The following is a 20,757-nucleotide window of genomic DNA, read 5'->3' on the forward strand; positions in this document are numbered from 1 at the left end:
GAGCCCTCGATGGGTACGAACTCAGCCGTTTACTCGGCTCGGGGCGGCGCGGTCGTCACCAAGAGCGACGTCACCGTCCTGACCAATGTCCGCGCTCTCTATGTGGGCGGGGCGGGTGACGTCGCGGTGACGTTCGCGGATGGGACCTCAGCCACTCACGTCGGCGTTCTTGCGGGCTCGGTGCTGCCGGTTCAGGCCACCAAGGTCTTGAGCACCGGAACCACGGCAACCAACATCGTGGCCTGGACCTGAGATGATCGGTCTGGGCCTTGGTCTGGGCCTCAGCCTCTCGGCCGGCGCCGTTGCCGGCTACGACGCGAGCGCCTCCGCACTGTTCGCGGCCATGGCCGTTCAGCCCAGCGACGCGCGCAAGGCCAACATCAACGCGACCATTGTTGCCCTGAAGGCGGCGGGGCTGTGGACCACCATCGATCGGCTGCACGTCACCAAGGCCCACACTTCGCAGGCTGCCTTGCTGGACTGGAAGACGGCCGCCAACGCAGCCACGGCCCGCAACTCGCCCGTCTTCACGGCGGACGCGGGCTTCGTCAGCGACGGCTCGACCAGCGACCTGGAGACGAACTTCAACCCGGCCACGGCGGGCGGCAACTTCGCGCTCAACAGCAACGGCCTGTGGATGTGGGTCGGCGCGATCCCCATCGCCGCGACGTCGTTCCCGGCCGGCAACCTGAACAACCGGATCGGCCGCAGCACGACCAACAACAACCAGCTGGCGCGCAACACCACGACGACCAACGACAGCAGCACGACGCCGATCCTGGCCAACACCCTGTTCGGCAACTGCCGCACCGGCGCGGCGGGCTACGATCTCTATCAAGCTGGAGTGGCCGTCCAGAACATCGTGCGGGCCTCCAGCGCGCTCAGCAGCGTCAACCTGACCTTTCTGTCGGCCGCTGCTGCCGGATACACGGCGGGCCTGCCGATCCTGGCCGGCATCATCTCCGGCGGCTGGACCGCGCCTCAAGCGGCCTCTGCCCAGACCATCATCGCCGCCTACATGGCCGGCGCTTAAGGAGATCCACCATGCCGACCATGAACTTCTTCGTCCTGACCCCGGCCGAACGCGACATCGCCGTGACCCTGAACGGCCCCACGGCAGCCATCTTCCCTCGCGCCGTGGACAACGCCTCGCCCGGCATCGGCCTGAACCTGAACGACCAGGCCATCAACTACGACCCGGGCGACCCGATCGCCCTGACCGGCACCCTCGTCGCGCCGAAGCGCATCGTCGACGACCCGATGTACATCGAGCAGTGCCCGGACATGATCGACTACCTGCTGACGCTGCCCTTCGCGGCCCTGGAACCGGAGACCATCTTCGCGCCCGAGGTCTAGTAGCGGCCTAGATTCACGCGGCCCGAGGGTGGTTGGACACCCCCGGGCCTTCCACCCAATGGACGAGTGGAGCCTGATCAGGCTCGGCCATGGGTGATCAACCGAAACTCCGAGTCAAGGGATGGGCAATGGACGCCTTGAACTGCAACGCGGCGGGCCTTCATGGCTGAGCGCGCCGGACCCGTTCTCGAGAAGCTGGCCAGCAGCGAACGGAAGATCGAATGGAGCGCCCTCGCTCTTGGTTTCGCCATCCTACTCCAGACAGGCGGGATCGTCTGGTGGGGCTCCTCCATGAACCAGCGCATGGCGACGGTCGAGCAGAAGATCAGCGCCGCGGCCAGCGCCGGAGAGACTATCGCCAGGCTCGATGAGCGGACAGCGGCGATGAACTCCACAATCGATAGGATCGACCGCCGCGTGTCGGTCGCCGAGGAGCGCCAGGCCGCCCGGGACTATGGCCGATGACGCGCGACTACCGCACCTTGGACGCTATCGTCGTATGCGCCTGCCTTCTCATGCTCGGCGGCGCGGGCTGGGCCTTGGTCTACGTCACCATTCCGCAAGCCAACCTGCCCATATTCGCCGCCCTGGTCTCCGGTACCGTGGGCGGTGCGCTCGGCCTCTACACGGGCGCCCGATGGGGCAACAAAAAGCCTAGCTCCGAGGATGCGCCGCGAGGCGGCGTCTCGCTGTCGCTGAACGCGTCGTCTGCCCCCGCTGCTCCCGAGGAGCCCAAGCCATGACGCCTTCCGCCAAGATCGAAGCCTTCATCAAGGGCTACGAGAAGTGCCGCCTGAAGGCCTACTTGCCGACTAAGGACGATGTGCCCACGATCGGCTGGGGCACGACCGGACCTGACGTAAAGCTGGGCCTGGTCTGGAGCCAAGCGCAGGCCGACGCGCGGTTCGCCGCTGATCTGGCGCGGTTCGCCGGCCACGTGTCAGCCCTCCTCGGCGCGGCGGCCACGACCCAGGCCCAGTTCGATGCGCTGGTCAGCTTTGCCTACAACGTCGGATATGGCGAAGGTGGCCTGAAGACCTCGACGCTGCTGCGAATGCACAAGGCCGGCGATTACGCTGGTGCGGCCGAGCAGTTCGCTCGCTGGAACAAGCAGGCAGGGCGCGTTCTCAACGGCCTGACGACACGTCGGACGGCCGAAGCCGACATATACCGAGGTGCATCATGATCGCCTGGCTTGAAGCCCGCGTCTGGCAGGTCGGGACCATCGGCGCGACGGCCGTGGCGTTTGGTCTGGCCATCGCCCTGTCGATCTCGACCGCTCGTCTTCACGACGCCCAAGCCGACCGTGACGCCCTGCGAACCAGCATCGAGACGCCCGTCACCGGCTGGGCCGCGCGCCTGACCACCTGTCAGAACAACACCGCCAGCCTGAGGGCCGGGATCGAGGCCCAGAACGGCCAGATCGACGCTCTGAAGGCGGACGGGGCCAAGCGCTTGGCTGCAGCCAACGCGGCCATCGCAGCCGCCGACAAGCGCGCCGCGTCCGATCAGGTCCGCATCGCCAAGCTGCTGAAACCCCTCGTTGGCGCCGACACCTGTCAACGCGTGATCGAGGCGGACGAGCGCCTGTTGGAGAGCCTGCGATGAGCCGCCCCATGCTCGACATCGCCGTCAAGGTGGCGCTCGCCGTGTGTCTCCTCGGCCTGCGCCGCCTGCACGCACATCGCTGCGCCAGAACCGGTCGTGCGCACCGTCGAGGTGAAGGTTCCGGTACCCGTGACCTGTGTCCCCGCTGGGCTTTCCGAGCCTCAGGCCTACGTCGACACCGACGATGCCTTAAAGTCCGCCGCTGGCCCGGAGGACCGCTTCCAACTGCTTGCCGCCGGCCGAATTCAGCGCAACGCGCGCCTGTCGCGGGTTGAGCCGGTGATCGCCGCGTGCCGGAGCGCCGCGCCCTAGATGCCCGTTCTGCAGTTCGCCTCGCAAGCCTACGGCCGTCCCGGTCTTGGGCTTCCCGAGGCGCGCCTGATCAACTGCTTGCTGGAGCCGACGCCCGCCGGGCCGACCGAGGCCGCGCGCTTCGGGCGTCCCGGGCTCACCCTGAACGGAACAGTGGGTTCGGGGGCCTCGCGGGGGAGGTTTCGGGCGTCTGGAGCCTTCGACGGCGAGGCTTTCGAAGTCTCTGGCACGGAGCTCTACCGCGAAGGGGTGTTGATCGACGATCTGCCCGGCGCGGGTCAGCCGCAATGGGCCTTTTACGGCGACGACGACGAGGCGACGGCGCTGGACCAGCTCGGTCTGCTCCGGGACGGCGTCTACTACGTCTATGACGGGACGACCCTGGAGCCGATCACCGCCTTCGAGGACGACGATCCCGACACGCTGCCGTACTTCGTCGATATCGAGGTGCTGTCTAGCCGAGCCGTACTTCTGACCCGCTCGGGCCGCTACTACTGGACCGAGGTCGCGGACCTGAAGACCATCAACGCCCTGTCGTTCGCCACGGCCGAGACGGCGGCTGACGGCGGGGTGGCTCTGGCCAAGCGGGGTCAGCAACTTGCCCTGGCGGGAGCCGACACGGTTGAATGGCTCTACCCCACGGGCGACGCCGACGCTCCGTACCAGAGCACGCAGAGCGCTACCTACGACAAGGGTTGCGGGTGCATCGGCTCGATGCAGGCGGCCGACAATACGATCTTCTGGGTGGGCAGCGACCGGATCGCCTATCGTGCCTCCGACACGCCGCTTCGCATCTCGACCCACGGCATCGAGCAGCGGCTCCGCCAATGCGTGAGCCTGGAGGATGTGCAGGCAGACGTTGTAGCCCACGACGGCCACATCCTCTACATCCTGCACATTCCGGGGCAGGGAAGCTTCGCTTACGACGTCTCCACGACACAGTGGGCGGAGTTCCAGTCGTATGACCGGACAGTGTTCCGCGCTCGCTATCCGCTATCGATCGACGGCGAGACGACCTTCGGCGACGACGAGACCAACCAGATCTGGCGCTTCGACCCGGAGGCCTTCAGCGACAATGGCGAACCGCTTACCCGCCTGATCTCCGGCGGGGCCCTCGTCAAGTCCGGCGCTATACGCTGCAACAACGTCATGCTGCAGTGCGCCCGAGGCGTTGGCCTGGCGACCGGACCGGGCTCCCGGCCCGTGGTCGAGATGCGCTACTCGGATGACGCGGGTCAGACCTGGAGCGCGTGGGAGGCCGAAAGCCTCGGCATGCAGGGCGAGTACAGCGTCAAGCCGATCTGGCGCCAGCTAGGCATGATGGAGTCGCCGGGCCGGGTGTTCGAGTGGCGCGTCACCGATCCGGTGCTCGTCACCTTCTCCGGCGCGACGATCAACGAGAACAGGCCGTAGGATGGCCTTCAAGCTCGACCGCCTCAGCGCCTACACCTTTATCGTCCAGGCCAGCCGCGCGCCGTCCTCGGCCTTCATCGCCCTTTGGGAGAAGATGTGCCGCAAGATCGAGACGCAGGAGAACGGCCAGGACGCCCTGAACGCGGCGATCGTGCAGGCCCTCAACGCGGCGGGTATCGCGGTTCAGGCGGCCAACACGGCCCAGCAAGCGGCCAATGCCGCCCAATCGGCGGCTGACAGCGCCGGCGGCGGTACCGAGAAGTCCGGCTCGGCGACGAACCCGTCGATCACGGTCAGCTCGACGGTGAGCTGGACCGCCGGACCGATCGTCAGCCTGACGGGCGTGGCCGCCGGCGACCTCACCATCACCGGCACGGGCCCGCAGCAGGACGACAACGTCACCCTGACCATCACCAACATCAACCAGGTGAGCTTCGTTGGGGAATTCCGGGTCGTCGAGGTGATCGGCGGCGTGGATGGAACGGTGTTCGGGCCATTCAGCATGACAGCGTCTGTCGCCGCTGATCCTGAAGCGCCCGGGGTCTATCCGGCGCTCGTGTTCAACACCGATATTGCCGCCGTCTCGGCGGTGCTGTCGGCGCGCGTCTCGACCGGCGCCGTCGACTACCGCATCGACTTCCGCAAGACCTCCGGCCCGACGATCAACAGCCTTCTCGGCTACATCTACGCGAGGCGGGCATGATCCGAACCCTGGACGCCGCGCACTTCAACGCCGTGGTCAATCATCCGGAAATCCGCCCGTGGATGGGAGGATCCGGCGAAATCGACCTGACCGAGGTGATAGCGGACCCGGCCAATATCGCCCTTCAAACGGAGCATGGCGGCTACATCCTCGCCCGGCATCCATACATGCACGGCGTTTACGAGGCGCATTCTCAGTTTCTCCCGGAGGGGCGCGGCGAAGAGGCGACGAAGGCGCGCGACGAGGGCTTCCGGTGGCTGTTCACGCACACCGACTGCATAGAGGTCATCACCCGGGTTCCGTCATTCAATCGGGCGGCCTTGGCCTACACCAAGCAGTCAGGGTTTCTGCCGTCTTTCGTCCAGGACGGGTCCTTCAATCACGAAGGCCAGTTGCATGACACCCACTTCTTCAGCCTGCCGCTGATCCGCTGGGCGATGCTGGATGAGCAGACCCTTCTCGTCGGCCGCGCCTTTCATGAGGGCTTGGAGGCCGCGAAGACTCAAGCCGGTTCCGACCGCGTGGCTCACGCCGATTGCGACGCCCATGACCGGATCGTGGGCGCCACCTTCGCGATGATCAAGGCGGGCAACACCCGAAAGGCCATCGCCTTTTACAACGGCTGGTCGACCGTGACCGGCTACGAGCCCCTGCAACTGCTCTCCGAACACCCACCGGTTGTCGATGTGCAAGACGCCATCGTCACCCTGCGTGCTGGGGAACTCTTCTTCCTGAAGGTGCGCTGAAATGGTCGTGACCGCCATCGTCGGAGCCGCCATCGCCGGTACCGCTTCCACCGTCTATTCGGCAAACAAGGCGAGCAAGACGGCCAAGAACATCAACGCCCAAAACCAGGCCGAGATCGATCAGACTCAGGGTCAGAACACGGCCCTGCTGTCGCCCTACACTGATCCGAACAACACCGCCGGCAAGACCTACAACGACTTCATCGGCCTGAACGGCGCGCCGGCGCAGGCTGGAGCGGCAAGCAAGTTCAGCGGCTACAAGGACGCGGCGGGGTACAACTTCAACCTGGCCAACGGCTCTGACACGCTCAACTCGTCTAACGCCGCCAAGGGGCTGCTGAAGTCTGGATCGGCGCTGAAGGCGCTGACCAAGTTCCAGACCGGCCTAGCGGACACCTATGCCGAAAACTGGCTTGGCAAGGTCGGCAACAGCCGCGACAGCGCGTTCAACGCCGCCAACGCACTGGCCGGCAACAACTCGGCCATGCTGGGCCAAACTGTGGCCTCCAACAACAACCAGGCCCAGACGCAGATCGGATCCACGGTCGCTCAGGGCAACGCCCTGTCCAACCTGTTCTCTACGCTTGGCGGAGCCGCAGCCTACGGGCAGGGGCTCGGGAAGACGACGGGGTCCAGTTACGGCGGCGGGAAGAACGCCTTCGCCTGGAACGAGAACATGGGAGCCTGATCGTGGCCGAATACGACACCCCCAACTATCTCGGCACGGCTCTGAGTGCCTTCGCCGCCGGCCGACAGCAGGGTCAGGATCGCCGCCGGCAAAACGCCCTGTCGCAGTACGCCAGCGGTGATCGGGCCGGCGGCATGAACGCCTTGGTTGTCGAGGACCCGGAACTGGCCATGCGCATGCAGCGCCAGGGCAGGGATGATGAGCAATATGCGCTGCGCCAACGGGCTGGCGCGATGGCCGCCAGCGGTGACTATGCCGGAGCGCGCACCGCAACCCTTTCGGGGGGCGATTTCGACGCCGCCTCGCACATCGCCAAGCTCGACGACCAGCAAAAGGCCTTGGCCCTGGAGCATGTGAACGTCCAGGCCGGTGTGCTGGCCAATCTGAAGACCTACCCGGTCGAGATGCGAAAGCAAGCCATCGCCTCGATCAAGCCGCAGCTCGTGGCAGCCGGCATGCCCGCCGAACAGATCGACAGCTTCGACCCGACCGACGCCAACATCGACGCGATTTCCGGCCAGGTGCTCGGCCTGAAAGGTGTGCTCGAGCAGCAGCTGTCGCGTGAGAAATTCACCGAGACGCAGCGCCACAACAAGGCGGTGGAGGATCGGCCGATCAGCGTCGGCAACGGCGCGATGGTCTTTGATCGCGGCCGTGGCGAGATCGTCGCCCGCAACCCGAAGGTCTTCGCGCCGAGGCGCGCCGGCGTGGGCGGCATGCTGGCCACGCCAGGCCAGTCGACCATTCGTGACGACGACGTTGAGTGGGATCACTGACCATGCCGTACGAAGGTCAAACCGGAAAACTCAAGGACGGTACGCGGGTCGTCTATCGCAACGGCCAGACCGTGCGCCTGGACGCCGGCGGGCAGGAGGATTACGCCTCGGCGCTCCCGGGGGCCACGCGTCTTCCGAACGGCGACGTGGTCTATCGTGGCCCCAAGGGCGGCATCACCGTTCTTCAGCAAGGCGGCCTGCCGGCGAACCTCCAGAAGGAGGAGAGCGAGGGGCTCGGTGCGGTGCAGACCGCCAACGCCCTGTCGGAATCCCTTCAGACGCCGCTGGACCAGATGGCGCAGGGCAAGTTGAAACTCGGTCCTGTGGCCAACGCTCTGGCTCCGGCCCGCAACTTCCTCGGAATCAGCGACGACAGCAGCCGCAACTACACCAGCTTCAGGGCCAACCTCGAAAAGCTCCGCAACGACAGCCTGCGCCTGAACAAGGGCGTGCAGACCGAAGGCGACGCTCAACGGGCATGGAACGAACTGCTGCCGAACCTGAATGACCCGGCGCTGGTCAAGCAGCGTCTCGGCGAGATCCAGGACATCAACGCCCGCGGCGCCCGCCTGCAAGCCCAACTGATCAACCAGCGGCGGGGAGCTCAGGGCGCACCATACATCGACATGCGCCAGTACACCCAAGGCAGCCGTCGCAATCCGTTCGACCTGTCCAAGGGCGAGAGCCGGGCCAACCTGCCGCTGGGGGCCTACTACAAGGACCGATGGGGCAATCTGCGTCGCAACGACAACGGCGACGCCGGAAACCCGAAGTTCGATCCGACCACTGGTCAGGCCCGCGACACCAAGCCGGGCAAGACTGGTCCGGCCGCACTGTCCGATGACGACCTCAAGGCAGCATTGGGGCTCTGATGGCCGACAAAGCCGAACTTCTGGCCGAAGCCTATCGTCGCGGGCTCCTGCCGCCTGATCGAAAAGCCGCCTACGAGGAGGCCGCTCGTCGGGGCCTCGTGCCGCCGATCAGCAAGCCCGCGAGCGGGATGAAGAGCGGCCGCCTGCCCGGCGAGCTGCCCTTCCTGCCCTCGGCGGGCTCCATGGCCAACTTCAACCGGGGCCTGGGTATCGGCGACGAGCTGGAGGCGGGCTTCGCCACAGCCGCCGACGTTCTGGGCGGCAAGGTCAAGAACGGCAAAACCCGCGAGTTTCTGGGCAACGTCGGCAACGCCTTCTCCCAGAACATGCGTGCTCAGCGCGACCGCGAGGACACCTACGCAGCGCAAAAGCCCGTCACCGCCGCCCTGGCGCGAGGGAGCGGAACGGCTGTGACCCTGGCTGTCCCGACCACCACCACGGCCAACGCCTTCGCTCAATCGCCCCGCCTGCTCAACGCGGCGCGAGGCGCTGTTGTCGCCGGTACGGAAGGCGCCGCCTACGCCCTGGCGGATCGCGGCACGGCGGCCGAACGCTTCGATGCAGCCGGTCGCACCGCTCGTGACCCATTGACGCTTGCGTTGGGCGCGGCCGGCGGCGCAGTGGCTCCGTCCCGCGTGAAGGCCAAGCCGGTCAAGACCTCCAAGGGCCAGGCCGTGCCGCTGGATCAACTGCGCTCAGCCAAGACCGCCGCCTATCAGGCTGTCGACAATGCCGGAGTCAACTACAAGCCCGACGCCATCTCCAGCATGGTCGACGACATCGTCGGCGAGGTGTCGAAGGCCAACATCAGCGCCACGCGTCACCCGAAAGCAGCGTCGATGGTCGACGACCTCAAGAACATGCGCGGCAAGCCCCTGACCCTGACGGAACTGGACCAGTTGCGCCAGGTCGTGCGGCGCGACGTGGCCAGCGCCAGCGATCCCGCCGAGAAGTTCTTCGGGCGCCGGATCATCGACCGCATCGACAACTTCATCGAGAAAGCCGGCCCCGATGCGGTGAACGCCGGAAAGGCCAGCGATGCACCGACGTTGCTGGCCAGGGCCCGGGACCTCAACGGCCGGGTGCGCAAGGTCGAAGCGGTCGAGGGCGCGGTGGAAAAGGCCCGGCTGCGCGCCGGATCGACCGGTTCCGGCGGCAACATCGACAACGCCACCCGTCAGAACCTGCGCGTGGTGATGGAGAAGACTCCGAACCTGTCGGCGGAAGAGCGCGCGGCCTTGGAGCTGGTGGTTCTCGGCGGCAAGGGCCAGAACGCCTTGCGCATGGCCGGAAAGCTGTCGCCCTCGGGCAACGGGCTGATGGCGGCGGGCAACCTCGGCGCGGCGGCCATCGCTGGGCCGCTCGGGGCTGTACCTGGAGCCATCGGACTCGGGGCCAAATACTTGGCCGACCGGCAGACGCAGAAGAACGTGGCCGAGGTCCTGCGCGTCATCTCGTCGGACAACGCGACGGCGTCTCAACTGGCGGCGGTTCAGCGGCAGATCGCAGCCATGCCTATGTCACCGGCGGTAAGCGCTCTTCGTCGCGCGGCGGCGGCAAAGCTAGCAAGGGCTGCGGGAGCGCAAGGCGCTGGACGGTCAAGCGACGCAGCACGTCGGCCAGCAAACGCCTTAGCAGCCGCGCGCCCCTGACCACGGCGACCCAGATCACGAAGATCCCGATAGACCACTCCGACGTGCGGAAGATCACGTCGAACTCATCTTCGCCGGGCCGCTGAATATAGGCTCCGCTGAGCCGCTTAAAGTCCCGCATTCCCGAACCTTATCACAGGCCCCGCCTTCTGGCGCGGGCCTTTTCCGCATTGGAGCCCGCGCATGGCCGCTGGACGCATCATCCTGCCTTGCATGCCGGCGCTGGACGGCAATGGCCGCCCCGTGCCGGGGGCCGAGATGAACTTCTACGAGAATGAAGCCATTGGGACCCGAAAGGCGGTATACACCACTGCCGACCTGGACATTCCGCTAACCAATCCCGTCGTGGCCAACGCCTCGGGAGTGTTCCCGTCGATCTTCGCTGAGGTTGGCGAGCTCTACACCGTCACCTGCTTTAGTCCGCTAGGCGTGATGCTGCCTGGAGCTTCCTACGAGGATGTCCAAGCGACCCAGGTAGTCACGGACATCTCCGGCGCGGTCACGCTGCCCCTGAGCAATACGGAGGTGACCTACCTCGCGCCGTTCACCGGAGCCGTCAGCCGCACGCAGCGCAGCAAGGACGCCGACGTCGTCAGCATCCTGGACTTTGGCGCCGTGAACGACGGCGTGACCGACGACAGCGCCGCCCTGACCAAGGCCCTAGCCACCGGCCGAAGCGTCGTCCTCACCGACCAGAGCGGTGACGGCTACAACTTCGGCACCGCATCGTTCATCATCGCGACCGGGCAATTCGTCTACGGCGACAACTTCGTCAAAGTGTTCTCGCAGACGACGAGCTATCTCTTCGGCCTGGCCGGCACCTCCATCAAAGCGAGCGGCCTGGGCGGGATGAACATCGACATGGAAGGCGCGGGCGCCGCCTCGTCGGCCATCCGATTCCTGAACTTCGACGCCTCAGTCTACGGCACGCGTGTCTGGGATATGCAGTTCGACAACTGCTACAACTCCTTCGGCGACGAGGGCAGCACCCACTACATCGCCGACAATCGCTACTACAACATCAAGACCCGGTACCAGAAGGGCCCGGACGTCAATCTGCGCTTCACCCAGGGCTTCCAGCGCTGGGACTATCTGAACATGGACTACACGTGGGCGCACACTGGCGCTTACCTGCAGACCTGGGTCGCCTTCACCTGCAACAAGCTTGCCGGCCTCCAGATGAACGAGTGCTTCCACACGGGGCAGGAACTGGTCCTGAACCAGGACACCGGTGCGGCGTTCATTCCGACCTGCGGCGGCTTCAGCTTCGTTGGTGGCCCCAGCCCCCCGACCGCCTTCGACGAATTCATCTGGCTCCGCCTTGTGCGCTCGGAAAGCTCCTGCGGGTTCGGGATTTCGTTCTCGGCTATCCAGCACATCGTGACCGATCAGGTCGGCGCGTTCTCGTCCCTCGGCCTGGGCGTGGTCTTCGACACTTGCGAGTTGGTAACCTGCACCAATCTCAGCGGGCGCGGCTCCTACACCAAGACCGGCAGCGTGGCGGGCGGCCATGGCGTGACGTTCAAGAGCTGCCTGACCGTCATGGTTATGAACCTGAACGTCAACACCAACTACGGCTCCGGCCTGCGGATGGAGAACACGTCGGACGCCCTCTTCGTTAACATCCAGAGCGCGAACAACTCCGACTACGGGATCGAGGAAACCGGCACCTCGAACCGCAACTTCTACGGCCCGACCATCGTCGCCAGCAACGGTATCAGCGCGGACCACCTACTAGGCGCGGCCTCGGTTCACGTTCCGAGGCCGACCGGGACGGCGAACATCAACACGTGGACAGCGCGCCAGATCTTCAGCGACGGCATATCGCTGCCGGTCTATACGGTCGCGGGCCTGCCCTCCGCCCTGATCCCGCGGCAGAAGGCCTTCGTCAGCGACGCGACAGTCGCTTATTCGGGCGCTGCGATCGGCACCATTCCGACCGGCGGCGGCGCGAACCTCGTGCCGGTGTACTCGACCGGCGCCGTGTGGGTGATCGGCTAGGGCTTGGGCGCGGGCTTCTCGTCGGTCTTCTGAGGGGCCGGAGCGCTGGCCCGGACCATCTCAGTCAACTCGTCGATGGGGATGTACCGCGCGTCATCCTGCGCGGGGGCCTGGCGACGAAGCGACGGATCTCCGTCCCGGATCTGGCCGGGATTGATATGTGGGCTCTTGTTGACGTCGTAGTTGAGGGCCTGATCCAGCGTTGGACCGATCAAGGTCTTGGCCGGGTCGGGTGTGGCCTGCGCGACCTGGAGCAGCGAGGCGAGGGCGAGGGCGGTGATCATGGGAGGACGCTGAGCCTTTTGGGCTTTGAGGTCAACCGCCCTTACCAGGGATACGATTGTGTCTCTGGTAGAGCGGGGGTGTGGGGGTTAGCGGCGGTCTACCCGTACGATTATGGGTCGCGGATAGAAGCTCATTACGTCGACCAGCAGCTTAGTAAGCGGGTCAATCGCCCGGCGGAAATCCTCGTACATCTCAGCGATCTCGCGTTGCGTTAACGGCCTGCGAGCCTGAGCCTCTATTTGGGCGAGGGCGGTTTGAGTCGCCTCGAATGTATTCTCCTTCGGGCGGCAGAACTGCTCCTCGACGGCTTCCATGGCGGTCAAGATTTGCGCCACAGCCCTGCGCGCGTCATCGGGCAAGTAGCTGTAGTCCGCATCAGCCCGCGCCCGAGCGGTGGAGCTGATGAACGGTTCGCTGAAAAGCTCGCTCATGTCTCTTCCTTTATGGCAGGAGGGGCGGGGAGGGGCACTACAACGCCCGTCACAGGTCGCGTCCAGTGAGTAGGCTGCGGTTCAAACTGCGACCACTGATCCGCGCCCAAGTTGAACTTCCAGATCCCGTCGAGGAACCGCGCGTCGATCGGCCACGGCACATGACCGTAGGCGTTCATCTTGCCCACGGTGACCTTCACCCCGTCCTTCGGCGCGCTTTCGATCGGTAGCCACTCAGCCATCTATCAGGTCTCCTTAGGGGTGAGGGTGGCGTCGGTCCAGAACGGGTTCACGCACTTTGCGGGACCATCGCAGTTGCAGTGGTCCGGATAACAGCCGTGGTAGTTTTCCGGCCCCTCCAGTTCCTCTAGGAGCTCGTCGACGGTTTTCGCCGCAAAGTAGTCCCGTAGGCGCTCGCCCCTCGTCGTCAGCCAGCCATAGCGCGGAGACGTGCCGTACTCGATTGCGTTGAGCTGACAGAACCGGTTGATCAGCAGCCACGCAGTGGGCGCGCCAACGGCACGCTCCAGTGCGGCATAGTCGTAGGCGCGGAGGCTATCGTCGCGGCCGAAAGCGGCGAGGAAGTCTTTAATGACCGGGATGATTGCGGGTTCGCCGGTGCCGTATCCAAACCCGAAGGCGTGCCCCTCCCAATCTCGGAAGTAATCCGCCGTCGTTTTCGCGGTCTGGTCCTCGGCCATCTGTTTGGCCTCCTTAAGAGCGAGGCTTGCCCGCGCCTCTGATTTCTGACATTAGATAATCATGGCCGAGCCGTCAATTGATAATGTCAGAAAACCGCGCGGCAGGCCCCCGGTCGGCGCGGTCCCGGTGACGGTGCGCGTACCGCCCGCGCTCCTCGTCCAGATCGATCAGTGGGCCGCCAAGCACGGCACGACACGGCCGGAGGCTATGCGGGCGATGATTGAGGCGCTGATCGCCCTCGGCGGGCTGGACGGCTAGCCGCGAGAAGCCCAAGCCGTAACGAGCTGCCCCAGCGCCTCCTCGGCGACCTTCTCCGGGGCCTTCCGCCCCTTCGCGACCCGAACATCAACTCGACCGGCGATGGCCGTTCCCGGGGTTGAAAAACCGACCGGGGCGTGCAAGAATCTTGGTTCTTGGAGGGCTTTGTCTATTGCCGTTTCCCGGTCGTAGTCATTGCACGAGCGGCCCCGTCTGCCAGGACGCGGGCCGTTTTCGTTTGTGCCAAAGCTAACGTGCGGCCCTTGACCGTGAGCATGGCCAGGGGAACGGGGAGGGCGGTGTGAGCGATCCGACTCAGGGATGCTCGTCGATCTCGCCAGCCCAATAGGCCCGCGCCTGAGCCAGGAAGCGCGAGCGGGCCGAAGCTCCGATCTCACCAGCTTTGCGGTGACCCACGGCAGCAGTCTTGGCCATCTGGCGTTTCTGCCAGGGGTACCAGTGCGCCCGGCCCTTGTGGCGAGCGCATTTCTTGGCGAACGATGCAGTGGCCAGCCGCTCGCGGTCGTCGCGATCACGCCGTTTAAGCGGCAACGGCTCCAGGTTCTTCCAGTCGATCATCTTCCTCGGCTTTCCGCTGAATGTAGGTTCGCATCCCGGCACTTGACGCGTAGCGCCATGTTCTCGGGGCCATCTCGGGCGATATGCCGTTGAACCTGCACAGCCAGTGGAACCCGGCGTTCGAATGCGGGTGATTGACAGCGTCGGCGGTGAAGCCGGTCTGCCGAAATTCCGCTGCGGTCGGGTGATCTTCCATCCCCGAACTTTACTACGAAAACCCTAGAGATTCCAGCGGTCTCGCGCTATATTGGTGGGGCTGCGGCGGCTTACCGCTTCAGGTTCGGGCGTTCAGGCTGGCGCAAAGCCTCGGCACCTCGGCCCGCAGCAAGTAAGCGTGACGGCAGGAGGGGCCAGGATTGATCCTGGTAGGCACAGCGGCTAGGCGTCGCCCCTCCCGCATTCACCCCCTCCGATCCCAGTCCCTCGGCAACCCATCCTGGCCAGGAGTGCCGTAGAAGTTCGGCCGGGTTTCCCACGACCGCGCCCCGCACTTCGGACAGGCGTGCGTCGTGAACCGGGAAAGCTCCACGATCCCCACGTTCTCACCGTCAAAACCGCGAGCGTTCAGCCTGGCGATCACCTCCTCTAGCGGGATGACCTTGTCGTAGACGCAGGCTCGGCAGAAGAGGAGCACGTCGGCGCCGAGGCGGCGGTAGTCGTGAAGTGGGACTCCGGCTTCCATGCGCCAGAGGTGGGGCGGGAGAGGGCGGGGGTCAATCGCCTAGGGCAGCAGGCCCCATTCAATCATCGAGATGGCCTTGTCGCGCATCTTGAGGCCGCCACCGCGCTCGTGCTGAATCTCGACGCGGAGGCCGGTCGGGATGTGCGTGACCCGAAGCGCGTGCTTTCCGTCGTTCAGGCGCAGCGACCCGAGATGCTCGCGGTCGCGGAGAGGGATGTGCTCAATGAGCAGGTCTTCATGCGGGATGGCCATTTCATGTCTCCTGTAGAGGGGTGAGGGTGATCGCGCACGCGTCCGGCCACGGGATGATCAAAGACCGGCGCTTAGGTCGCGGACCACCGAGCGCGTGAAGAACCTCAACGCGCACCCGCTCCGCTATGCGCTCCTCGGGCCACTGCGCGATGTAGGCCAGTAGACTTGGGTCCGGCCGGAACCACTCGCCTCGCACGTGGTGCTCGTTGAAGCGCGCATGCAGGGCCTGCTCGATACGGAGGGCGCGTCGATCATAGATGACCCCGAGAAGCTTCAGTTCGTCAGGGCAGCCAACCTGCAGGGTCTTGAGGCGGTCTGACATATCGACCGTCATGCCGATCTTGATCAGGCCCATGGTGACGGCCTGGACAAAGTAGACGACAGGGACGATGGGCCGGCCACGATAGCGCGCCTGGCGGTCGCCGTTTTCGTCGGTCTTGGGCTTGGCTCTCGGCACGTTTGGCTGGCCCTCAGGACGCGCTACCCAGAAACTCCCCAAATTGATCTCATTCTGACGTGAACAGAGCGTGATTCAGGCGCACGGTAGCGAACGAAAAGATGTGAGATTTCAATATCCGACCCATAAGGCAGGTCGTTTACACCGAGAGGGTCGGGGGTTCGATCCCCTCACCGCCCACCAAAATCCCACTTCGAACTCACGGTCCGACGGGCGATGGACTTTCGCCTCCGCCGCCCGCACTGATCGGGCATGGCCGCCGCGATCACCGTCACCCGCCTGACCTGGACCGACCATGCTCTCGACGAGGTCGAGACGCCGCGCGGGCGGTTGGCCATCACCCTGGGCCTGGGCTCCGGCCTGGCGCGGCGAGCGGGCGATCCGCCCGGCGTGGTCTGGGCGATCGGGGATCGCGGCCCCAACATCAAGGTCGGGCCGGCGGTCGAGGATCACGGCCTGGCGCACCTGTCGGGTTTGGTCGGGCGGGAGGGGGCCAAGATCATGCCGCGTCCGGCGATCGGTCCGATGCTGGCCCAACTGCGCGTCGAGGGCGACACGGTCACCTGCCTCCAGGTCCTGCCCCTGCGCGACGCGACCGGCGCGGCCTTCGACGGCCTTCCGGGCCCCGGAGGCGACACAGCGGCCATGGAGCCCGCCTTCGACCTGTCGGGCGCCTTGCTGGGCGAAAGTCTCAGGGGAGGCGACACCGAGGGTGTCGCGGCCCTGGCCGACGGGACCTTCCGGGTGGCCGACGAGTACGCTCCCTCGATCCTGGTCGTGGCGGCCGACGGCGTGGTCCAGGCGCGCTGGGTTCCAGAAGGCGAGAGCGCGGGCCTGGCGGGGGCGGCCTATCGGGTCGAGGCGGTGCTGCCGGCCTTGTCCGCCCGCCGGCGCCTGAACCGCGGCTTCGAGGCCCTGGCCTTGTCGCCGGACGAGGCGCGGCTGCATGTGATCCTGCAAAGCCCGCTGGCGCCGGAGGACGAAGTCGTCGCCGAAGGGCGGGGGCGCGCCAGGCTCTGGACGCTGGACGCCCGGACCGGCGCGCCGCTGGCCGAACACTTCTATCCGTTCGATGCGCCCGAGACCTTCCGCCGCGACGCCGAGGCCGGGCCGGTGGGGCCGGATGACCTGAAGATCTCCGAGGCCGTGTCGCTGGGCGGCGACCGGCTGCTGGTGCTCGAGCGGATCTCGCGGACTTCCAAGCTTTATCGCGTGACCCTGGATGCGCCGGTCCTGACCAAGACCCTGGTGCTCTCGACCGACGATTGGCCCCGGATCGACCCCGACCTGGAGGGCATGGCGCTGCTTTCGGACCGGGACCTGCTGCTCAGCACCGACAACGACTTCGGGGTCGAGGGGCGGGAGACGGCGTTCTACCGGGTGACGTTCGGGACGCCGCTAGCTGACAGCGGGCCGACGGCGGGCCCGAGCTGCATCCAGGCGTGAGCTCCATGGCGAAGACCTTGAACCGACGGGCGCTGAACCGCGCGTTGCTGGCGCGGCAGCATCTGTTGACGCGCGCCGAAATCTCCGTGCCTCAGGCGCTGGACCGGCTGATCGCTCTTCAGGCCCAGGCGGCGCCCGCGCCCTATTTCGCGCTGTGGACCCGCTTGAAGAGTTTCGCGCCCGACGACCTGTCGGCGCGGCTTGAGGATCTCGGCGTCGCGCGCGGGACCTTGATGCGCGGCACGCTGCACGTGGCGATGGCGGCCGACTTCGCGGCGATCCGCCCGCTGATCCAGCGCGGCCTGGACCGGTTTCTGACCGATGGCAGCGTCCATGGCCGCGCCTTGGCCGGGTTGGACCAGGCCGAGGTCGTGGACGCCGCGCGGAATCTGCTGGGCCGGGGACCGCTGACCGCGGCGCAACTCCGCGATGCCTTGGCGGCGCGTTGGCCCGATCGCGATCCGCAGTCCCTGGCCATGGCGGCGCGCATCCATCTGCCGATGTTGCAACTGCCGCCGCGCGGTCTGTGGGGGCGCGGCGGCCAGCCGACCCTGGCGGCGATGGCCGATCGGCTCGAAGCGCCCAAGCCGGGCCTGACCTTGGCCGATCTCGTGATGCGCTACCTGGCGGCGTTCGGGCCCGCCAGCGTCGCGGATGCTCAGATCTGGCTGGGCCTCAGTCGTCTGGCGCCCACGTTCGAGGCGCTGCGGCCATCCCTGGCCGTCTTTCATGGCGAAGACGGCCAGGAACTGTTCGATCTGCCCGAGGCGGACAGGCCGCCGGGCGAGGCCGAAGCGCCTGTCCGCTTCCTGGGCGAGTTCGACAACGTGCTGCTGGCCCACGACGACCGTTCGCGGATCATATCGGCCGAGCACAAAAGCCGGCTCTACACCGCCAACGGCATCCTGCGCGCGGCGGTCCTGGTCGACGGGTCCACGGCGGGGCGTTGGCGGATCGAGGACGGCAAGGCGGAGTCGGTCCTGCGGATCGAGCTGTTCGACAAGGTCGCCAAGCCCGTCGCCAGGGCCCTGGCGGAAGAGGGCGAGCGCCTGCTGGCCTTCGCCGCCAAGAACGCCGTCCACGATGTCCGCATCGACGTCGTCGAGACCTAGGTCGCCAGCGCCTCGAGCGCCGGCGCAGCGTCCCGGGCGGCCTCGTCGGCGCGGATCGCCGCGCCCAGGCTCTCGGCGGCGGCCTTGAAGGCAGGCTCGTCCAGCAGGCGCCGCACGGCGGCGGCGATGGCCTCGACGCCGGCGTCGGCCGGCAGGGTCAAGCCTGCGCCGCGATGGGCGACGCGGGCGGCGTTGTCGTTCTGGTCGCGGCCCATCGGCAGGCACAGCAGCGGCACGCCGGCCAGCAGCGGCCGCAGGGTCGAGCCGTGGCCGGCATGGGTGACGAACAGGGCCGCGTCTTTCAGCAACGCGCCGTGCGGGGCGCTCCGTACGACGGCGACATTGGCCGGGGCGTCGAATTCGCTCGGATCGATCGTCGGGCCGGTGGTCACCACGCCGCGCACCGGCAGCTGGCCAAGGGCGGCGATGATCGCGCGCAGGGCCGGTTCCTGCGCCTGGTAGAGGCTGGAGAACGACACGACCACCAGCGGCGCGTCGCCGGACGGGAGCGCGAACGGCTCGACCCAGGCCGGATCGGCCAAATACGGGCCGACATAGGCGAAGCGGGCGGGCAGGGGATCCGGCGTGAAGTCGAACGCCTTGCTGGTGGCCAGAAGGATCGTCTTGGCGACTTCCAGCTGGTCGAACAGGTCGGCCAGCGGCGGCAGGCCCAGGGCCGCGCGGGCGGCGTTCAGGTCGGGCAGGCCGGCCTGGAAGAAGGTCCGGCTCATCTGGCCGACCATGGCGTGCATGGCGCGTTCTTCGTCATTGGTCGCCGGAAGCATGCCGGCCCCGAACGGCGGCGCGCCCGGCATCGTCGGCAGCGACCAGACATTGGCGGCCAGCAGCGCCAGCGGCAGGCCTCGCGCCTCCGCCGCCGCCATCGGGCCCAGCAGCAGCTCCTGCGAGACCACGACGTCCGGCGCGAAGGCGTCGATCGCGGCCAGCGTGTCCTTGGCGTAGGCGAGGGCGGGGCCCGCCATCACCCGGTCCAGCAGGCGCTGGATCACCGCCAGCGGATTGTCGGCCTCGTGGTCCTTCAGCCGGTCGTCGTCACGGGTCTTGCCGGTCTGGAACGGCGCGGTCGTCCAGGCCCCGAACGGCACGTCCAGGGCGGCGGCGTCGGGCGCGTTGCACGGATCGCTCAGGACCAGCACGGCGTGGCCGCGCGCCGCCAGGTCGCAGGCGACCAGCAGCATGGGCTGCACATGGCCGCCGCCTTCCCAGGTGGTGAAGAGATATCGCGCCATCCGACCTCGCACGCCCCGCTTTTTGCAGGCTTGGGGATGCCTGCCTACGCGGTCCGGGCGAGCCTTGCTATAAGCGATCAAAGTGATATCACTTTGACATCAAACCTGGAGGGCTCCATGTCCGACGCGCCGAATATCAACCGATCGACCGAACGCGCCTTTGGCGGGATCGGCGGCGGGCTGCCGTTGCTGTCGCTTCCCCTGCTGATCGCCGCCGCCGTCTGGGGTTTCACGCACGGCCTGCCGGCGGTCGGCGCCGTGCTGATCGTCCTGTTCCTGCTGACCAGCCTTGGCTTCTATTCGCTGCAGCCCAACGAGGCCTATGTCGTCACCCTGTTCGGGACCTATGTCGGCACCGATCGCCGGACCGGCCTGCGCTGGGTGCTGTTCTGGTACGGCCGCAAGAAGATCAGCCTGCGCGTGCGCAACGTCACCAGCGAGCGGCTGAAGGTCAACGACAAGCGCGGCAACCCGATCGAGATCGCCGCCAACATCGTCTGGCGCGTGTCGGACACAGCCCAGGCCCTGTTCGACGTCGACGACTACACCGCGTTCGTGAATATCCAGATCGAGACCGCGCTGCGGGAAACGGCGTCGCACTACGCCTATGACCACGACGACAGCGGCGAACCCACGTTGCGGGCCGACGCAGACCAGGTTGGCGAGCGCCTGCGCAGCGATCTGCGCGGCCGCACGGCGGTGGCCGGGGTGGCGATCGACGAGACCCACCTGATGCATCTGGCCTACGCTCCGGAGATCGCCGGCTCGATGCTCAAGCGCCAGCAGGCCGAAGCGGTGCTGGCGGCGCGCCGCACGATCGTCGCCGGCGCGGTCGGCATGGTCGAGAACGCCCTGCAACAGCTCAGCGAGCGGGACGTCGTCGTCCTGGACGACGAGCGCAAGGCGGCGATGGTGTCCAACCTGCTGGTGGTGCTGTGCGCCGATCGCGAGGCCCAGCCCGTGGTCAACACCGGCACGCTCTACGGCTGATCCGTTGGCCGCGTCCCCACCCGAGTCGCCGAAAAGCGGGCGCCGCGCGTTCCTGATGCGCGTGCGCCCCGAAGTGCTGGCCGCCGTCGAACATCTTGCGGCGGCCGAACTGCGTAGTGTCAACGCCCAGGTCGAAATGCTATTGCGCGAAGCCCTGTTGCACCGCGGTGCGCTGCGACCGCTGGA

At 66.7% G+C, this 20,757-nt stretch carries 28 protein-coding genes; 20 read left to right on the forward strand and 8 right to left on the reverse strand.

Annotated elements, in window-relative coordinates; genetic code table 11:
* Nucleotides 1-9 precede the first annotated feature (9 nt).
* The 16 genes from AC1DYP_RS15880 to AC1DYP_RS15955 all read left to right on the forward strand — a co-directional run bounded on the left by AC1DYP_RS15880 (nt 10) and on the right by AC1DYP_RS15955 (nt 12,127).
* Nucleotides 10-252 (forward strand): spike base protein, RCAP_Rcc01079 family, encoded by a 243-nt coding sequence (locus AC1DYP_RS15880; RefSeq protein ID WP_477047148.1) that lies wholly within the window; start codon nt 10-12, stop codon nt 250-252.
* Between the two features lies 1 nt (nt 253).
* Nucleotides 254-1,033 carry a hypothetical protein gene (locus AC1DYP_RS15885; protein ID WP_477047149.1) on the forward strand — a complete coding sequence of 260 codons (780 nt, stop codon included), beginning with the start codon at nt 254-256 and terminating at the stop codon, nt 1,031-1,033.
* 11 nt (nt 1,034-1,044) lie between these two features.
* A complete protein-coding gene (locus tag AC1DYP_RS15890) occupies nt 1,045-1,356 on the forward strand; it encodes a hypothetical protein (protein WP_477047150.1) in 312 nt (103 codons plus the stop codon).
* A gap of 162 nt (nt 1,357-1,518) precedes the next feature.
* A complete protein-coding gene (locus AC1DYP_RS15895) occupies nt 1,519-1,821 on the forward strand; it encodes a hypothetical protein (protein WP_477047151.1) in 303 nt (100 codons plus the stop codon).
* Nucleotides 1,818-2,099: a hypothetical protein gene (locus AC1DYP_RS15900; protein ID WP_477047152.1), complete on the forward strand. Its 282-nt coding sequence runs from the start codon at nt 1,818-1,820 to the stop codon at nt 2,097-2,099. The genes AC1DYP_RS15895 and AC1DYP_RS15900 overlap by 4 nt, the downstream gene beginning before the upstream one ends.
* Nucleotides 2,096-2,542, forward strand: a complete 447-nt coding sequence (locus tag AC1DYP_RS15905; RefSeq protein WP_477047153.1) for a lysozyme — start codon at nt 2,096-2,098, stop codon at nt 2,540-2,542. Before AC1DYP_RS15900 ends, AC1DYP_RS15905 begins: the two co-directional genes overlap by 4 nt.
* Nucleotides 2,539-2,964: a hypothetical protein gene (locus AC1DYP_RS15910; protein WP_477047154.1), complete on the forward strand. Its 426-nt coding sequence runs from the start codon at nt 2,539-2,541 to the stop codon at nt 2,962-2,964. Before AC1DYP_RS15905 ends, AC1DYP_RS15910 begins: the two co-directional genes overlap by 4 nt.
* A gap of 96 nt (nt 2,965-3,060) precedes the next feature.
* On the forward strand, nt 3,061-3,276 hold the full coding sequence (locus tag AC1DYP_RS15915; protein WP_477047155.1) for a hypothetical protein: 216 nt from the start codon (nt 3,061-3,063) through the stop codon (nt 3,274-3,276).
* Complete coding sequence (locus AC1DYP_RS15920) at nt 3,277-4,689, forward strand: hypothetical protein (protein ID WP_477047156.1); 1,413 nt, start codon at nt 3,277-3,279, stop codon at nt 4,687-4,689.
* 1 nt (nt 4,690) lies between these two features.
* Nucleotides 4,691-5,392 carry a hypothetical protein gene (locus tag AC1DYP_RS15925; protein ID WP_477047157.1) on the forward strand — a complete coding sequence of 234 codons (702 nt, stop codon included), beginning with the start codon at nt 4,691-4,693 and terminating at the stop codon, nt 5,390-5,392.
* Nucleotides 5,389-6,138, forward strand: coding sequence for a GNAT family N-acetyltransferase (locus tag AC1DYP_RS15930; protein ID WP_477047158.1), 750 nt, complete (start codon nt 5,389-5,391; stop codon nt 6,136-6,138). The genes AC1DYP_RS15925 and AC1DYP_RS15930 overlap by 4 nt, the downstream gene beginning before the upstream one ends.
* Nucleotides 6,139-6,145: 7 nt before the next feature.
* Nucleotides 6,146-6,826, forward strand: a complete 681-nt coding sequence (locus AC1DYP_RS15935) for a hypothetical protein (protein WP_477047159.1) — start codon at nt 6,146-6,148, stop codon at nt 6,824-6,826.
* Nucleotides 6,827-6,828: 2 nt separating this feature from the next.
* The gene (locus AC1DYP_RS15940; protein WP_477047160.1) at nt 6,829-7,602 is read left to right on the forward strand and encodes a hypothetical protein; all 774 of its coding nucleotides are present in this window, start codon (nt 6,829-6,831) and stop codon (nt 7,600-7,602) included.
* 2 nt (nt 7,603-7,604) lie between these two features.
* Nucleotides 7,605-8,474 carry a hypothetical protein gene (locus AC1DYP_RS15945; protein WP_477047161.1) on the forward strand — a complete coding sequence of 290 codons (870 nt, stop codon included), beginning with the start codon at nt 7,605-7,607 and terminating at the stop codon, nt 8,472-8,474.
* Entirely contained in the window at nt 8,474-10,126 is a 1,653-nt protein-coding gene (locus AC1DYP_RS15950; RefSeq protein ID WP_477047162.1) for a hypothetical protein, read from the forward strand. Before AC1DYP_RS15945 ends, AC1DYP_RS15950 begins: the two co-directional genes overlap by 1 nt.
* Before the next feature lie 183 nt (nt 10,127-10,309).
* Entirely contained in the window at nt 10,310-12,127 is a 1,818-nt protein-coding gene (locus tag AC1DYP_RS15955) for a pectate lyase family protein (RefSeq protein ID WP_477047163.1), read from the forward strand.
* Here the strand turns inward: AC1DYP_RS15955 and AC1DYP_RS15960 are convergent.
* The 4 genes from AC1DYP_RS15960 to AC1DYP_RS15975 form a co-directional block, all read right to left on the reverse strand.
* Nucleotides 12,124-12,411, reverse strand: a complete 288-nt coding sequence (locus AC1DYP_RS15960) for a hypothetical protein (protein ID WP_477047164.1) — start codon at nt 12,409-12,411, stop codon at nt 12,124-12,126. The genes AC1DYP_RS15955 and AC1DYP_RS15960 overlap by 4 nt on opposite strands.
* Before the next feature lie 87 nt (nt 12,412-12,498).
* A complete protein-coding gene (locus AC1DYP_RS15965; RefSeq protein WP_477047165.1) occupies nt 12,499-12,843 on the reverse strand; it encodes a hypothetical protein in 345 nt (114 codons plus the stop codon).
* Nucleotides 12,840-13,085 carry a hypothetical protein gene (locus AC1DYP_RS15970; RefSeq protein ID WP_477047166.1) on the reverse strand — a complete coding sequence of 82 codons (246 nt, stop codon included), beginning with the start codon at nt 13,083-13,085 and terminating at the stop codon, nt 12,840-12,842. The genes AC1DYP_RS15965 and AC1DYP_RS15970 overlap by 4 nt, the downstream gene beginning before the upstream one ends.
* Before the next feature lie 3 nt (nt 13,086-13,088).
* Nucleotides 13,089-13,544 carry a hypothetical protein gene (locus AC1DYP_RS15975; protein ID WP_477047167.1) on the reverse strand — a complete coding sequence of 152 codons (456 nt, stop codon included), beginning with the start codon at nt 13,542-13,544 and terminating at the stop codon, nt 13,089-13,091.
* Between the two features lie 61 nt (nt 13,545-13,605).
* Here AC1DYP_RS15975 and AC1DYP_RS15980 point away from each other — a divergent pair, with 61 nt between their 5' ends.
* Complete coding sequence (locus AC1DYP_RS15980; RefSeq protein ID WP_477047168.1) at nt 13,606-13,803, forward strand: ribbon-helix-helix domain-containing protein; 198 nt, start codon at nt 13,606-13,608, stop codon at nt 13,801-13,803.
* 315 nt (nt 13,804-14,118) lie between these two features.
* Here AC1DYP_RS15980 and AC1DYP_RS15985 read toward each other — a convergent pair whose 3' ends face one another.
* The 3 genes from AC1DYP_RS15985 to AC1DYP_RS15995 form a co-directional block, all read right to left on the reverse strand.
* The gene (locus tag AC1DYP_RS15985; protein WP_477047169.1) at nt 14,119-14,382 is read right to left on the reverse strand and encodes a hypothetical protein; all 264 of its coding nucleotides are present in this window, start codon (nt 14,380-14,382) and stop codon (nt 14,119-14,121) included.
* Nucleotides 14,383-15,103: 721 nt separating this feature from the next.
* The gene (locus tag AC1DYP_RS15990; RefSeq protein WP_477047170.1) at nt 15,104-15,316 is read right to left on the reverse strand and encodes a hypothetical protein; all 213 of its coding nucleotides are present in this window, start codon (nt 15,314-15,316) and stop codon (nt 15,104-15,106) included.
* 1 nt (nt 15,317) lies between these two features.
* Nucleotides 15,318-15,773 (reverse strand): GIY-YIG nuclease family protein, encoded by a 456-nt coding sequence (locus tag AC1DYP_RS15995; RefSeq protein ID WP_477047171.1) that lies wholly within the window; start codon nt 15,771-15,773, stop codon nt 15,318-15,320.
* A 252-nt stretch (nt 15,774-16,025) separates the two neighbouring features.
* Between AC1DYP_RS15995 and AC1DYP_RS16000 the strand changes: the two genes are divergently transcribed.
* Together AC1DYP_RS16000 and AC1DYP_RS16005 are read left to right on the forward strand one after the other, a co-directional pair.
* Nucleotides 16,026-17,219 (forward strand): esterase-like activity of phytase family protein, encoded by a 1,194-nt coding sequence (locus AC1DYP_RS16000; protein WP_477047172.1) that lies wholly within the window; start codon nt 16,026-16,028, stop codon nt 17,217-17,219.
* A 5-nt stretch (nt 17,220-17,224) separates the two neighbouring features.
* Nucleotides 17,225-18,331: a winged helix DNA-binding domain-containing protein gene (locus tag AC1DYP_RS16005; RefSeq protein ID WP_477047173.1), complete on the forward strand. Its 1,107-nt coding sequence runs from the start codon at nt 17,225-17,227 to the stop codon at nt 18,329-18,331.
* Here AC1DYP_RS16005 and AC1DYP_RS16010 read toward each other — a convergent pair.
* Nucleotides 18,328-19,581 (reverse strand): glycosyltransferase, encoded by a 1,254-nt coding sequence (locus AC1DYP_RS16010; protein ID WP_477047174.1) that lies wholly within the window; start codon nt 19,579-19,581, stop codon nt 18,328-18,330. The genes AC1DYP_RS16005 and AC1DYP_RS16010 overlap by 4 nt on opposite strands.
* A gap of 117 nt (nt 19,582-19,698) precedes the next feature.
* Here AC1DYP_RS16010 and AC1DYP_RS16015 point away from each other — a divergent pair, with 117 nt between their 5' ends.
* On the forward strand, nt 19,699-20,571 hold the full coding sequence (locus AC1DYP_RS16015) for an SPFH domain-containing protein (RefSeq protein ID WP_477033940.1): 873 nt from the start codon (nt 19,699-19,701) through the stop codon (nt 20,569-20,571).
* Nucleotides 20,572-20,757: the final 186 nt, after the last annotated feature.

Source organism: Caulobacter sp. P1_D6 (assembly GCF_056406095.1).

Coding starts and splice junctions, on each gene's coding strand:
- AC1DYP_RS16000 (WP_477047172.1), top strand. CDS start 16,026: ATGGCCGCCGCGATCACCGTCACCCGCCTGACCTGGACCGACCATGCT.
- AC1DYP_RS16015 (WP_477033940.1), top strand. CDS start 19,699: ATGTCCGACGCGCCGAATATCAACCGATCGACCGAACGCGCCTTTGGC.
- AC1DYP_RS15885 (WP_477047149.1), top strand. CDS start 254: ATGATCGGTCTGGGCCTTGGTCTGGGCCTCAGCCTCTCGGCCGGCGCC.
- AC1DYP_RS15905 (WP_477047153.1), top strand. CDS start 2,096: ATGACGCCTTCCGCCAAGATCGAAGCCTTCATCAAGGGCTACGAGAAG.
- AC1DYP_RS15925 (WP_477047157.1), top strand. CDS start 4,691: ATGGCCTTCAAGCTCGACCGCCTCAGCGCCTACACCTTTATCGTCCAG.
- AC1DYP_RS15970 (WP_477047166.1), bottom strand. CDS start 13,085: ATGGCTGAGTGGCTACCGATCGAAAGCGCGCCGAAGGACGGGGTGAAG.
- AC1DYP_RS15980 (WP_477047168.1), top strand. CDS start 13,606: ATGGCCGAGCCGTCAATTGATAATGTCAGAAAACCGCGCGGCAGGCCC.
- AC1DYP_RS15910 (WP_477047154.1), top strand. CDS start 2,539: ATGATCGCCTGGCTTGAAGCCCGCGTCTGGCAGGTCGGGACCATCGGC.
- AC1DYP_RS16005 (WP_477047173.1), top strand. CDS start 17,225: ATGGCGAAGACCTTGAACCGACGGGCGCTGAACCGCGCGTTGCTGGCG.
- AC1DYP_RS15985 (WP_477047169.1), bottom strand. CDS start 14,382: ATGATCGACTGGAAGAACCTGGAGCCGTTGCCGCTTAAACGGCGTGAT.
- AC1DYP_RS15890 (WP_477047150.1), top strand. CDS start 1,045: ATGCCGACCATGAACTTCTTCGTCCTGACCCCGGCCGAACGCGACATC.
- AC1DYP_RS16010 (WP_477047174.1), bottom strand. CDS start 19,581: ATGGCGCGATATCTCTTCACCACCTGGGAAGGCGGCGGCCATGTGCAG.
- AC1DYP_RS15895 (WP_477047151.1), top strand. CDS start 1,519: ATGGCTGAGCGCGCCGGACCCGTTCTCGAGAAGCTGGCCAGCAGCGAA.
- AC1DYP_RS15955 (WP_477047163.1), top strand. CDS start 10,310: ATGGCCGCTGGACGCATCATCCTGCCTTGCATGCCGGCGCTGGACGGC.
- AC1DYP_RS15930 (WP_477047158.1), top strand. CDS start 5,389: ATGATCCGAACCCTGGACGCCGCGCACTTCAACGCCGTGGTCAATCAT.
- AC1DYP_RS15945 (WP_477047161.1), top strand. CDS start 7,605: ATGCCGTACGAAGGTCAAACCGGAAAACTCAAGGACGGTACGCGGGTC.
- AC1DYP_RS15965 (WP_477047165.1), bottom strand. CDS start 12,843: ATGAGCGAGCTTTTCAGCGAACCGTTCATCAGCTCCACCGCTCGGGCG.
- AC1DYP_RS15880 (WP_477047148.1), top strand. CDS start 10: ATGGGTACGAACTCAGCCGTTTACTCGGCTCGGGGCGGCGCGGTCGTC.
- AC1DYP_RS15975 (WP_477047167.1), bottom strand. CDS start 13,544: ATGGCCGAGGACCAGACCGCGAAAACGACGGCGGATTACTTCCGAGAT.
- AC1DYP_RS15960 (WP_477047164.1), bottom strand. CDS start 12,411: ATGATCACCGCCCTCGCCCTCGCCTCGCTGCTCCAGGTCGCGCAGGCC.
- AC1DYP_RS15990 (WP_477047170.1), bottom strand. CDS start 15,316: ATGGCCATCCCGCATGAAGACCTGCTCATTGAGCACATCCCTCTCCGC.
- AC1DYP_RS15950 (WP_477047162.1), top strand. CDS start 8,474: ATGGCCGACAAAGCCGAACTTCTGGCCGAAGCCTATCGTCGCGGGCTC.
- AC1DYP_RS15900 (WP_477047152.1), top strand. CDS start 1,818: ATGACGCGCGACTACCGCACCTTGGACGCTATCGTCGTATGCGCCTGC.
- AC1DYP_RS15920 (WP_477047156.1), top strand. CDS start 3,277: ATGCCCGTTCTGCAGTTCGCCTCGCAAGCCTACGGCCGTCCCGGTCTT.